A 12,382-nucleotide genomic window follows, 5' to 3' on the forward strand; every position below is an offset into this window, starting at 1 on the left:
GCTGCGCCGATGGTAGTGTGGCTCAAGCCATGCGAGAGTAGGTCATCGCCAGGGTTTACACCCAAAACCCCGCTGCTCGCGTAGCGGGGTTTTTCTTTGTGCGCGCGAAATGCGGGTAGTGCCGGCCGCTGGCCGGCACTGCCGTGGCTGCACACCGGCCGGTAGATCCACGCCATGCGTGGATGGCTGTCCCTGCGAAGAGCGGTGCCAACCCCCGGCAGCAGGTCCAGACAGTGCGCGTCGCTGTGATTGCCGGCCAGCGGCCGGCACTACCGGTAGATCCACGCCATGCGTGGATGCCCTCCGTGAGGAACCACGGCGCCAACCAAGGTTGGCAGCTACAACTGCAGGGCGCGATCACACACAAAAAAGCGGCGCCCTTGCGGGCGCCGCCTTGGCTTGCTTCAGTACTCAGTCGAGCAGGCTCGACGCTACTTCGTCGCAGCCGGGGCCTTGTCCTTCATCATCGCGTCGCGGGCTGCCTTGAACGGGTTGCCTTCGTACCAGTTCGGCCAACGATCGCCACCGGCCAGTTCCTTGCCGACACCGTACATCAGCTGCAGGTCTTCGACGGTGCCGTCCAGCTTCCAGGTGGCCGCATCGAACTCATCCTTCGGGCCGTGGTAGCGGTTGGCGCCGTAGTCGGCTGCAGCCTTGCGGCCCGCGTCCACGCCACCCTCGCGCAGGTCTTCGCCGCCATCGGCGTACAGGGCCGGCACACCGGCCTTGGCGAAGTTGAAGTGATCGGAACGGAAGTAGAAGCCGCTCTGCACCGAGGTCTCACCGTGCAGGGTACGGTCCTGGGCCGCGGCCAGCGGCTTGAGGATGTCTTCCAGCTCCGAGCTGCCGAAGCCGGTGACGGTCACGTCCTTGGCACGGCCAGCCACCGACATCGCATCGATGTTGATCACGCCGGCGATCTTGTCCAGCGGGAAGGTCGGATGGGCAACGTAGTACTTCGAACCCAGCAGGCCGGATTCTTCCAGGGTCACCGCCAGGAACACCACCGAACGTTCCGGCTTCGGCTCCTGGTGGGCCATTGCTTCAGCCACCTCGAGGATGCCGGCCACGCCGGTCGCGTTGTCGACCGCGCCGTTGTAGATGTTGTCGCCGGTCTCGCCCTCGTGCTTGCCCAGGTGATCCCAGTGCGCCATGTACAGCACGGCCTCGTCGGCACGCTTGCTGCCCGGCAGCACGCCCACCACGTTGCGCGATTGCTTCTGCGCGATCTGGCTCTTCAGATCGACCGCAGCGGTGGCCTTCAGCGGCACCGGCTTGAAGCCGCGCTTGCTGGCGTCCTTGTAGGCCTGCGCCAGGTCCAGGCCGGCACCGGCGAACAGCGCCTTGGCAGCGTCGGCACTCAGCCAGCCCTGCACCGGAATGCGGGCTTCCGGGTCATCCTTGGCCGGCAGGTCGTACTGCGGGCCTGCCCAGGAGTTCTTCACCACATCCCAGCCGTAGGAAGCGCCGGCGGTGTCGTGCACGATCAGCGCGGCAGCGGCGCCCTTTCGCGCAGCCTCCTCGAACTTGTAGGTCCAGCGCCCGTAATAGGTCATGCGCTTGCCGTCGAACAGCTTCGCGTCATCGACATGGAAGCCCGGGTCGTTGACGAACATGACGACCGTTTTGCCCTTCCAGTCCTGGCCGGCGTAGTCGTTCCACTTCTGCTCCGGCGCGTCGACGCCGTAGCCGACGAACACCAGGTCGCTGGCATCGACCTTCACCTCGGCCTGGCCGGTACGGGTACCCACCACCATGTCGGTGCCGAACTTCAGCTCGGTGGTCTTGCCGCCCTGGGTGATCTTCAGCACGGTCGATTCGTCGGCCGTGGTCTCGGTCATCGGCACATCCTGGAACCAGCTGTCGCCGTTGCCGGGCTGCAGGCCGATGCGCTGCATCTGGTCGCGGATGTAGTTGACCGTCAGTTCCTCGCCCTTGCTGCCCGGGGCGCGGCCTTCGAATTCATCCGAAGCCAGCGTCTTGACCATCTCGGCGAAGTCGCCGGCGTTGATCTCCGGCGAGAACGCATGGGCCGCCGGCTTGGCAGTGGCGGTGTCGGTGGCCGGCGCGGGCGCCGGAGTGTCTTCGCCTTTGCAGGCACTGAGCGCGGCCGCAGCGGCCAGGCACAGGAGGAGTTTGCGGGGCATCGTCGATTCCTGGAAAACAAAGGGCGGCCGCACCACGTGTACGACCGGTAACAGCGAGTATCACCGAACCGATGGGCGCGGTGTGCTCAGTCCGCCGGAGCGGTTTCGGTGTCGAACGGGATCGGCTCGGCGCCGGTGACCGGGCCGATGCGGGCCGTGCGGTGCACGTACAGCACCACCTCGCGTTCGAACTGCAACGGGCCGTCGACCACGGCATTCGGACCGATGATCACGCGTGGCTTGCGGCTGGCGGTCAGCGAGACGCTGAAGTTTGGCTTGCGCACGTGCACACCGCCCTTGACCTGCGAACCGATGCCCACGGTGATGTCACCGTTGACGGTTTCCACGTCGTTGCCGACGCGGCTTTCGACCAGCCCGATGCCACCGTTCACGGTTTCAACGCCGCCTTCGATCTGGCTGCCGCGATCGCTGAAGATGCTGCCGTTGACGGTGCTGACGCTGCCGTGGGCGATCACTTCGCGGCCCAGGCGTACACCGCCGTTGACCGTTTCGATCTTGCCGGTGCGCGCGCGATCGGCGACCTTGACCCCGCCGTTGACAGTGTCGATGCTGCCGGTCTCGACGCCTTCACCGACGCGGATGCCGCCGTTGACGGTGTCCAGCTTGCCGTAGCGCTGGCCGGGTTCGGCGCTGATGCTACCGTTGACCTTGCTGATGTTTTCCTGCGCTGCCACTGGCCCGGTGACCAGCAGTACGCCCAACAGCAGCGGAATGGAGAGAGCTTTCATGGGGACCTCGATGGATGTGCGGCTGGCAGGCCGCGTGCGGAGATGTCACCATTCCCCGGTACCCCCTGCAACTGCCTGAAGTCACTGGAAAGCCCTTGCGCAACAACGCCTTCCCATCACGCCGACATCACATCGCCGCTGCTCGCGGCGGGCGCTGCCTGCTGTTGGGGCTGGCCTTGGCACTGGCGTTGCCGCTGCCGGGTGCCGCGCAGACCACGCGCGAGACCGAGCGCAAGCTGCAGAAACTGCGCAGTGAACTGAAGGGTGTGGCGCAGGAGCGCCGGCAGATCGAGGGCCAGCGTGGCCAGGCCTCGCAGCAGCTGCGTGAGGCCGACGAGAAGGTGGCCCGCACCGGCCGCGCGCTTGCGCAGACGGAAACCGCGCTGCGCGAGCAGGGCCACGCCCTGGCCGAGGCCGAACAACGCCGCAGCACGCTGCAGGTCAACCTCGCCCAGCAGCATCGCGAGCTGGCCGGCCTGCTGCGTGCGGCCTACCAGCTGGGCAACCACGCACCATTGAAGCTGCTGCTGTCGCAGGACACGGTGGCCGATGCCAATCGCGCCCTGGCCTACCACCGCTACCTGCAGCGTGAGCGGGCCCAGCGCATCACCACGCTGACCGCCGACCTGAAGGAACTGGAAGCGCTGCAGGCGCAGATCGCCGAGCGCAAGCAGAAGCTGCAGGGGGCGCAGCAGGACCAGAAGCAGCAGGCAGCGGCGCTGGAAGCCGACCGCCGCGATCGTGCAAAGACCGTGGCCTCGCTGGACGAGCGCTTCAAGGACCAGCGCGAGAAGGAACAGGCGCTGGGCCAGGACGCCAAGGCGCTGGAAACACTGCTGGCCAATCTGCGTGCGGCCGCCGCCCGTGCCGAGGCCGAGCGTCGCGCGGCTGCGCGCCGTGCGGCAGCGGAGAAGGCCGCTGCCGAACGTGCCGCACGCCAGGCCGCGGCACAGGGACGGCCGCCACCGCCCACCAAGGTTCCGCCGGCGGTGGCTTCCGCACCGGCCCCGAAGGTGGGGGGCCTGGGTTGGCCGTTGTCCGGCAACCTGCTGGCCCGCTACGGCGGCAAGCTGCCTGACGGGCGTACCAGTAGCGGCGTGCTGATCGGCGCACCGGCCGGCAGCACCGTCACCGCTGTGGCCGACGGTACCGTGGTGTTCTCCGACTGGATGACCGGCTACGGCATGATCCTGATCGTAGACCACGGCAATGGCTACATGAGCCTGTACGCCCACAACGACACCCTGCTCAAGGACGCCGGTGCACGGGTCAGCCGTGGCGATGCGGTGGCCAAGGTCGGCAACTCGGGGGGCCAAGGGGTCACCGCGCTGTACTTCGAGCTGCGTCGTGGCGGGCAACCGGTGAATCCGGACAGCTGGCTGCAGCGGCGCTGAATCCCGGCTCGCCACGTGCGGGCCGGATTCAACGGGAATTTAGCTGTGCTTCGCGCATAATCGGTGCATGTGCCTTGGGCACCATGCCACCGTCGACAGGAGTGATCCATGCGCGCAGCCCGTACCGCCACCCTCTTGCTGGCCCTGTTGCCAGCGCTGTCCTGGGCGCAGCAGACCGCGCCCGCCCCGAGCCAGGAAACCGGCGGGCAGGCAGCGAGCAGCGAGGAGGCGGTGACCTCGAAGGTGCCGCTGGAGGACATCCGCCGCTTCGTGGCCGTCTACAACGCAGTGCGGGCCGCCTACGTCGATCCGGTCGATGACAAGAAGCTGATGCAGGCAGCGGTGCGTGGCCTGCTGCTCGACCTCGACCCGCACAGCACCTACTTCAACAAGGAAGACGCGCAGGCCTTCGACGAACAGGCCAGCGGCGCCTACGAAGGCATCGGCGTTGAGCTGCAGCAGCAGCCGGACAACGCCAGCATGAAGGTGATCTCGCCGATCGACGACACGCCGGCGGCCAAGGCCGGCATCCTCGCCGGTGACCTGATCATCGCCATCGACGGCAAGCCGATCAGCGCGATCGATGCCAGCGAACCGCTGCGCGGCCCGGCCGGCAGCAAGGTGGTGCTGACCATCGTGCGCGAAGGCAAGCCCAAGCCGTTCGATGTCAGCCTCACCCGCCAGACCATCCGCGTGACCAGCGTGCGCAGCCGCCTGCTGGAACCGGGCTATGGCTACATCCGCCTGAGTACGTTCCAGGCCGACACCGGTTCGGACTTCCAGAAGCACGTGCAGCAGCTGCAGAAGCAGTCCGGTGGCCAGCTCAAGGGCCTGGTGCTGGATCTGCGCAGCAACCCGGGTGGCCTGCTGACTGCTGCCGTGCAGGTGGCCGACGACCTGCTCGACAAGGGCAACATCGTCAGTACCCGCGGCCGCATCAGCATCAGCGATGCACGTTTCGATGCAACGCCGGGCGATCTGTTGAAGGGCGCACCGGTGGTGGTGCTGGTCGACGCCGGTTCGGCCAGTGCCTCGGAAGTGCTGGCCGGCGCACTGCGCGACAACAAGCGCGCCCGCGTGGTTGGCAGCCGTACCTTCGGCAAGGGCTCGGTGCAGACCGTGCTGCCGCTGGACAACGGTGACTCGGTGAAGCTGACCACCGCGCGTTATTACACGCCCAGCGGCAAGTCGATCCAGGCCACGGGCATCGTGCCGGAGGTCGAACTGAAGCCGGCCGCTACGCCGGCCGAGGATGCACTGCCGGCCAGCCTGAGCGATTACAGCGAAGCGACCCTGCCGGGCCATCTGCGCGGTGACGACGAGGGCACCGAGGGCTATCACGCCGGTGCGGTACTGCCGGGCGATGGCCCGATCAACGACGCGCTGGCCGAGCTGAAGAACCCGGGTTCGGTGGCTGCACGCTTGAAGGCCGAAGCGACGAAAGTGGATGCGGCCAAGGCTGCGAAGGCCGCTGCCGCGAAGCCGGAGGCGAAGCCAGAAGCGAAGCCGGAAGCGAAGCCGGAAGCGAAGCCGGAAGCGAAGCCCGCACCCGTCCCGGCCAAGCCCTGATTCTGTAGAGTCGAGCCGTGCTCGACTGATCCACGAACGAGCGGGTGCGCGTGGAGCCGGCCAGCGGCCGGCACTACCAGGGGTCAGAAGCCGTGGCGCTTGCGCAGGCGGCGGGCGATGGCCGCTCGCACGTAGACCCCGTACACCACGCCGAACACGAAGCCGCCGATGTGCGCCCACCAGGCGACCATGCCGAAGCTTGGGCCGATATGGGCGAACACCACCTGCAGGGCGGCCCAGACGCCGATCAGCAGGTAGGCCGGGGCGCGCACGAACTCCAGGAACAGGCCGAGCGGAATGACCACGCCCAGCCGGGCGCCCGGGAACAGGGCCAGATAGGCGCCGATCAGTGCGGACACCGCGCCGCTGGCACCGATGATGATCTGGTCCGGGCTGCCCATGGTGTAGATCGCCACCAGGTTGGACACCGCGCCTCCGACCAGGAACAGCAGCAGCAGCCGCCACGGGCCCAGCACCCGCTCAGCAGGCAGGCCGAAGATCAGCAGGAATACCAGGTTGCCCAGCAGGTGTGACCAGTCCGCGTGCAGGAACAGGGCCGTGAACAGCCGCAGTACGCTGCCGTCCTGCAGGGTCGCCCACCAGTCCAGCGGGTGGGTCAGGCCGGTGGACAGGGCGCCCCAGTCCAGCCAGAGGCTGCCCCGGGCGTCGTCCGGACGCGAGATCGACCACAGGAACGCCAGCCACAGTGCCGCAAACAGCACGGGCGTGGCCCAGCGCAGGGCCGCCTTCTTGCGCGACGGGAGGGAGACGAACATGGGCAATAGCCTAGCGTGCGGGCGCTTACGGCGGGGATTGTCCTGTTCAGCTTCTGGGACGAAAAAAGCGCCTGCGCTGTTATTGTTTCATTAACAGCTCTGGGTAATACTCGCATACGGCGTCGTATGTCGGGAGGGGAATCCGGCGCGCTCCGAAGGGCCCCAAGGCCTGCCGGGCGCAGGCGCACTCAGAGCACCATCACCGCTTACCGGAGAGAGAACTACGATGCAAACCGCTTCCACCATTGCCCGACTGACCCTGCTGGCCGTCGGCGTTGCCGGTGCGCTGGCCGCCGCCGATGCCAACGCTGCCGCCTTCCAGCTGAAGGAAAACAGCGCCAAGGGCCTCGGCCGCGCGTTCGCCGGTTCCGGCAGCGCCGAAGGCGACGCCTCCATCATCGCCGTCAACCCGGCCGGCATGCGCCAGCTGGAAGGCACCCTGGTCCAGGGCGACCTGAGCGCCATCAGCTTCAAGGCCGAGTTCAAGGGCCAGGGCCGCAATGCGGCAGGCCGCCCGCAGACCGGTGGTGACGGCGGCGACGCCGGCATGATCGCTCCGGTCCCGGCTGCGTACTTCCACATGCCGATCGGCGAGAAGGCCCACTTCGGTGTGTCGCTGACCGCACCGTTCGGCTTCAAGACCGAATACGACAACGGTTGGGTCGGTCGTTACAGCGGCCTCAAGACCGATCTGAAGGCCATCGACCTTGGCTTCGCCGCGTCGTATGACGTCAACCCGTACGTGTCGTTCGGCGCGTCGGTGTTCGTCGAGCACCTGACCATCGAGCTGAGCAACGCCGTCGACTACGGCAGCATCCTGGCCGGCGCCGGCGCTCCGGGCTTCGCCCCGGGCAGCGCGGATGGCACCCTGAAGATCGAGGGTGACAACAATGCCGTGGGCTGGACCGTCGGTGGCCTGTTCTCGATCGACGAGAACACCCACATCGGCCTGAGCTACCGTTCGAAGGTCGAGCACAAGATCACCGGTGGTGATGCGACCTTCAGCGGCGCCGACCGCGCCCGTTCGCTGCTGACCAACTCGCCGCGTACCCGCGGCTGGTTCATGGACACCAGCGGCAAGGCCACGGTGACCATGCCGGCCTCGGCCACCCTGAGCGTGACCCACAAGGTCAACGACCGCTGGACCGTGATGGGCGACGTGACCCGTACCGCCTGGTCGACCGCCTTTGACAGCGTCACCGTCGACTACGCGTCGCCGCAGGCGGACTCGGTCCTGGAGTTCGGCTACCGTGACACCACCTTCGTGTCGCTGGGCGCCGACTACAAGCTGAGCGACACCGTCACCCTGCGCGGTGGTGTTGCGCTGGACCAGACCCCGACCACCGACGCCCACCGCGACGTGCGCGTGCCGGATACCAGCCGCAAGTGGCTGTCGCTGGGCGTGGGCTGGACCCCGTCGGCAAACACCGAGTACAACTTTGGCTACACCCACCTGTTCACCAGCGATCCGAACGTGAACGTGCGTGCCACCACTGCCAACCAGGGCAACTCGCTGTCGGGCAAGTACAAGGTCCGTGGCGACGTGCTGGCGGCTTCGTTCCAGTACAAGTTCTGATTCGGGCCTCGGCCTGACGCAGCACACGGAAGGCCCCGCGCAAGCGGGGCTTTCTTTTTCTGTGGCCACGGGCCATCCACGCGTGGCGTGGATCTACTGAAGATCGCAGCCATCCACGGCGTGGATCCACGACAATAGCGCCATGAACCTGTCCGATCCGAACTTCCAGGTGGAGCTGGCCGCCAACATCGCCGTCGCCGGCTCGATCCTGCTGGCCGGCCGCAACAACGTGCACACCTGGTGGCTGGGCATCGTCGGTTGCGCACTGTTCGCCGCGGTGTTCGAGCGCTCGCACCTGTACGCGGACATGGTGCTGCAGTTCTTCTTCATTGCCATCAGCGTGCTGGGCTGGTGGCAGTGGCTGCGCGGCGATCACGGCGCGCCGCTGCCGATCACCTCATTGCGACCGCGTGCATGGGCCTGGCTGGCGCCGCTGGCGGTGGTGGCCACGTTCGGCTACGGCTGGATGCTGACCCGCCTGACCAACGCCTACGCGCCCTACATCGATTCGGCGGTACTGGTGCTGAGCGTGATCGCGCAGATCCTGATGATGCGGCGCAAGCTGGAATCGTGGTGGGTGTGGCTGTTGGTGAACACCGTGGCAGTGCCGCTGTACTACAGCCGTGGCCTGCACCTGACCTCGATCCTGTATGTGGGCTTCTGGATCAACGCGCTGGTGGCGTTGCGTCATTGGCGCGGCCTGATGCGGGTGTAGCGCCGAGCCCACGCTCGGCTGCACCGTGCAAGCCGAGCATGGGCTCGGCACGACAGGAAAAAAGGCACAAAAAACCCCGCTTTCGCGGGGTTTTTCGTTCACTGCAACTATCGGGCGATCAGTCGCCCAGGGTCAGCAGCGAGGCGTTGCCACCGGCGGCGGTGGTATTCACCGTTACCGTCTTTTCAGTGGCGAAGCGCAGCAGGTAGTGCGGGCCGCCGGCCTTCGGGCCGGTGCCGGACAGGCCCTGGCCGCCGAACGGCTGCACGCCGACCACCGCACCGATCTGGTTGCGGTTGACGTAGACGTTGCCGACATGGACGCCATTGCTGATGCGGTCGACGGTCTCGTCAATGCGCGAATGCACGCCCAGGGTCAGGCCGTAGCCGGTGGCGTTGATCTGGTCGATCACCGCGTCGAGCTGGTCGCCCTTCCAGCGGATCACGTGCAGGACCGGACCGAACACTTCCTTCTGCAGCTGGCCCAGGTCCTTCAGTTCGTACGCACGTGGCGCGAAGAAGGTGCCATTGGCCGCTTCGGCAGACAGCTCGGCGGCAGCAATCAGGCGCGCTTCGCGGTCCATGCGCTCAGCGTGGTCCTGCAGGATCTTCAGCGCATCGGCGTCGATCACCGGGCCGACGTCGGTGGACAGCAAGCCGGGGTTGCCGACCTTCAGTTCCTTCATCGCACCGGCCAGCATGGTCATCACCTTGTCGGCGATGTCGTCCTGCACGAACAGCACGCGCGCGGCCGAGCAACGCTGGCCGGCGGAGGTGAAGGCCGAACCGATCGCGTCCTTGACCAGCTGTTCCGGCAGTGCCGAGGAGTCGGCGATGAAGGCGTTCTGGCCACCGGTCTCGGCAATCAGCACGCCGATGGCCGCGTCACGTGCGGCCATGGCGCGGTTGATCGCACGGGCGGTGTCGGTGGAGCCGGTGAAGGCCACGCCGGCCACGCGCGGGTCGGCGGTCAGTGCGGCACCGACGGTGGCACCGTCGCCCGGCAGGTACTGCACCACCTCGGCCGGCACGCCGGCGTCGTGCAGCAGCTTCACCGCGTAGTAGCCAATCAGGTTGGTCTGCTCGGCCGGCTTGGCGATGACGCTGTTGCCGGCGGCCAGTGCAGCAGCGACCTGGCCCAGGAAGATCGCCAGCGGGAAGTTCCACGGGCTGATGCAGACGAACACGCCGCGGCCATGCAGCTGCAGTTCGTTGGATTCACCGGTCGGGCTCGGCAGCTTCTCGGCATGGCTGAACTGCTCGCGCGCCTGCTTGGCGTAGTAGCGCAGGAAATCCACGGCTTCGCGCACTTCGGCGATGCTGTCGGGCAGGCTCTTGCCGGCTTCCTTCACGCACAGCGCCATGAACTCCGGCATGCGCGCTTCCAGCTGGTCGGCGGCGTGCTCGAGGATGGCGGCGCGGCTGGCGGCCGGGGTGCGGTTCCAGGCCGGCTGCGCGGCCACGGCGTTGGCCAGGGCCTTCTGCACGGTGGCGGCATCGGCGGCCAGCCACTGGCCGACCACTTCGCGGGTGTCGGCCGGGTTGGTCACCGGCAGCGCGGCGCCGGCAGGGTTCGCACCCGGCACCAGCGGGGCGGCCTGCCACGGCTTCACTGCAGCGTTGATCTGCTCGGCGAGGGCGCGCAGTTCGTTGTCGTTGGCGAGGTTGGCGCCCATGGAGTTCTTCCTGTCGTGGTTCTGGCTGCGCAGCAGGTCAACCGGCAGCGGGATCTTGGGATGCGGAATCGATTCGAACGAAGCAACCATCTCGACCGGATCGCGGATCAGGTCGGCGATCGGCACGCGCTCGTCGGTGATGCGGTTGACGAAGCTGGAGTTGGCGCCGTTTTCCAGCAGGCGGCGCACCAGGTACGGCAGCAGGTCTTCATGCGAACCGACCGGCGCATACACGCGGCAGGGCAGGTTCAAGCGATCGGCTGGCACTACTTCGGCGTACAGGTCGTCGCCCATGCCGTGCAGCTTCTGGTGCTCGTACACGCCACCGTTGGCGATGCTGCGCACAGCGGCGATGGTGTGCGCGTTGTGCGTGGCGAACATCGGGTAGATCGCGTCGGCATGGGTGAACAGGCGCTTCGCGCATGCCAGGTACGACACGTCGGTGTTCTGCTTGCGGGTGAACACCGGGTAGCCCGGATAGCCTTCGATCTGCGCGCGCTTGATCTCGGCGTCCCAGTAGGCGCCCTTGACCAGGCGCACCTGCAGGCGGCGACCGGCGCGGCGTGCCATGTCGGCCAGGTGGTCGATCGTGTACGGCGTGCGCTTCTGGTAGGCCTGCACGACCACGCCGAAGCCATCCCAGCCGGCCAGCGACGCGTCGGAGAACACCAGCTCGATGATGTCCAGCGACAGTTCCAGGCGGTCGGACTCTTCGGCGTCGACGGTGCAGCCGATGCCGTAGCTCTTGGCCAGTTGTGCCAGTTCCAGCACGCCCGGCACCAGGTCCTTCAGCACGCGCTCGCGCTTGGCGTGCTCGTAGCGCGGGTACAGCGCCGACAGTTTGATCGAGATGCCCGGCGCGTTGTTGACGTCGCCGTCCGGACGGCCGCCGCGTGCCTTGTGGTCGCCGCCGATGGCGTGGATCGCACGACGGTAGTCTTCCAGGTAGCGCAGCGCGTCCTTCATGGTCAGCGCGCCTTCGCCCAGCATGTCGAACGAGTAGCGGTAGTTCGCGTTGTCGCCCTTGTGCGAGCGCGACAGCGCTTCGCTGATGGTGCGGCCCATGACGAACTGGTGGCCCATGATCTTCATCGCCTGGCGCACGGCCAGGCGCACCACCGGCTCACCGACGCGGCCGACCAGGCGCTTGAACGCGCTGGGCGCATCGGCACGGGTGGCGTCGTTCATCTGCACCAGCTTGCCGGTCAGCATCAGGCCCCAGGTGGAGGCGTTGACCAGCACCGAGTCGCTGCCGCCCAGGTGCTTTTCCCAGTCGGCATCGGCCAGCTTGTCGCGGATCAGCTTGTCGGCGGTGTCCTGGTCCGGAATGCGCAGCAGCGCCTCGGCCACGCACATCAGCAGCACGCCTTCCTCGCTGCCCAGGTCGTACTGGCGCATGAAGGCTTCGATCGCACCCTGGTCCTTGGCACGCACGCGCACGCGGCCGACCAGGTCGGCGGCCAGCGCCTGCACCTTGGCCTGCTCTTCGGCGGGCAGGCGGGCCTGCGCCAGCAGCTCGCGCACGTGGCTGGCCTCGTCCTTCAACCAGCCATCGGTGATGGCCTGGCGGAACGGGTTGGGGGGCGCCGGCAGTTCCGGCGACAGCAGCGCGCCGGGACGCGGAGCGTCGTGGGCGGCAGGGGAGGAGGAAGGTGCGTTCATGCCGGTCCGGCCAGTGGAAAACTTGGCGATTTTAATCATTTTTGCGGGTTGCGGAAGTGCCCATAAGCCACCTTCGTGAAGCGCTGATAGCCCCTAGCTGCGGTGGATTCAGCGTGTTC

General features: G+C 67.2%; 8 protein-coding genes. 4 read left to right on the forward strand and 4 right to left on the reverse strand.

The features are described 5' to 3' along the window. Window positions 1-431: 431 nt before the first annotated feature. Entirely contained in the window at window positions 432-2,147 is a 1,716-nt protein-coding gene (locus tag ACX9OT_RS15225) for a M28 family metallopeptidase (RefSeq protein WP_149909069.1), read from the reverse strand. 86 nt (window positions 2,148-2,233) lie between these two features. Further along, a complete protein-coding gene (locus ACX9OT_RS15230; RefSeq protein ID WP_032129713.1) occupies window positions 2,234-2,896 on the reverse strand; it encodes a DUF4097 family beta strand repeat-containing protein in 663 nt (220 codons plus the stop codon). 95 nt (window positions 2,897-2,991) lie between these two features. Here ACX9OT_RS15230 and ACX9OT_RS15235 point away from each other — a divergent pair, with 95 nt between their 5' ends. Together ACX9OT_RS15235 and ACX9OT_RS15240 are read left to right on the forward strand one after the other, a co-directional pair. Then, the gene (locus ACX9OT_RS15235; RefSeq protein WP_100437697.1) at window positions 2,992-4,290 is read left to right on the forward strand and encodes a murein hydrolase activator EnvC family protein; all 1,299 of its coding nucleotides are present in this window, start codon (window positions 2,992-2,994) and stop codon (window positions 4,288-4,290) included. A gap of 108 nt (window positions 4,291-4,398) precedes the next feature. After that, window positions 4,399-5,859 carry a S41 family peptidase gene (locus ACX9OT_RS15240; protein ID WP_149909068.1) on the forward strand — a complete coding sequence of 487 codons (1,461 nt, stop codon included), beginning with the start codon at window positions 4,399-4,401 and terminating at the stop codon, window positions 5,857-5,859. A gap of 83 nt (window positions 5,860-5,942) precedes the next feature. Here the strand turns inward: ACX9OT_RS15240 and ACX9OT_RS15245 are convergent, their stop codons facing one another. Beyond that, complete coding sequence (locus tag ACX9OT_RS15245; RefSeq protein WP_019662230.1) at window positions 5,943-6,635, reverse strand: rhomboid family intramembrane serine protease; 693 nt, start codon at window positions 6,633-6,635, stop codon at window positions 5,943-5,945. 226 nt (window positions 6,636-6,861) lie between these two features. Here ACX9OT_RS15245 and ACX9OT_RS15250 point away from each other — a divergent pair, with 226 nt between their 5' ends. Both ACX9OT_RS15250 and pnuC read left to right on the forward strand, forming a co-directional pair. Next, on the forward strand, window positions 6,862-8,211 hold the full coding sequence (locus ACX9OT_RS15250; RefSeq protein ID WP_277779407.1) for an outer membrane protein transport protein: 1,350 nt from the start codon (window positions 6,862-6,864) through the stop codon (window positions 8,209-8,211). A gap of 142 nt (window positions 8,212-8,353) precedes the next feature. After that, complete coding sequence (gene pnuC, locus ACX9OT_RS15255) at window positions 8,354-8,926, forward strand: nicotinamide riboside transporter PnuC (RefSeq protein ID WP_100437700.1); 573 nt, start codon at window positions 8,354-8,356, stop codon at window positions 8,924-8,926. Between the two features lie 118 nt (window positions 8,927-9,044). Here the strand turns inward: pnuC and putA are convergent, their stop codons facing one another. Further along, on the reverse strand, window positions 9,045-12,263 hold the full coding sequence (putA, locus tag ACX9OT_RS15260; RefSeq protein ID WP_149909066.1) for a bifunctional proline dehydrogenase/L-glutamate gamma-semialdehyde dehydrogenase PutA: 3,219 nt from the start codon (window positions 12,261-12,263) through the stop codon (window positions 9,045-9,047). Between the last annotated feature and the right edge of the window lie 119 nt (window positions 12,264-12,382).

The organism is Stenotrophomonas genospecies 3, assembly GCF_054473855.1.

Excerpts from the sequence above, each read along its gene's own strand:
- ACX9OT_RS15225 (WP_149909069.1), bottom strand. The coding sequence starts at position 2,147 with ATGCCCCGCAAACTCCTCCTGTGCCTGGCCGCTGCGGCCGCGCTCAGT.
- ACX9OT_RS15230 (WP_032129713.1), bottom strand. The coding sequence starts at position 2,896 with ATGAAAGCTCTCTCCATTCCGCTGCTGTTGGGCGTACTGCTGGTCACC.
- ACX9OT_RS15240 (WP_149909068.1), top strand. The coding sequence starts at position 4,399 with ATGCGCGCAGCCCGTACCGCCACCCTCTTGCTGGCCCTGTTGCCAGCG.
- ACX9OT_RS15245 (WP_019662230.1), bottom strand. The coding sequence starts at position 6,635 with ATGTTCGTCTCCCTCCCGTCGCGCAAGAAGGCGGCCCTGCGCTGGGCC.
- ACX9OT_RS15250 (WP_277779407.1), top strand. The coding sequence starts at position 6,862 with ATGCAAACCGCTTCCACCATTGCCCGACTGACCCTGCTGGCCGTCGGC.
- pnuC (WP_100437700.1), top strand. The coding sequence starts at position 8,354 with ATGAACCTGTCCGATCCGAACTTCCAGGTGGAGCTGGCCGCCAACATC.
- putA (WP_149909066.1), bottom strand. The coding sequence starts at position 12,263 with ATGAACGCACCTTCCTCCTCCCCTGCCGCCCACGACGCTCCGCGTCCC.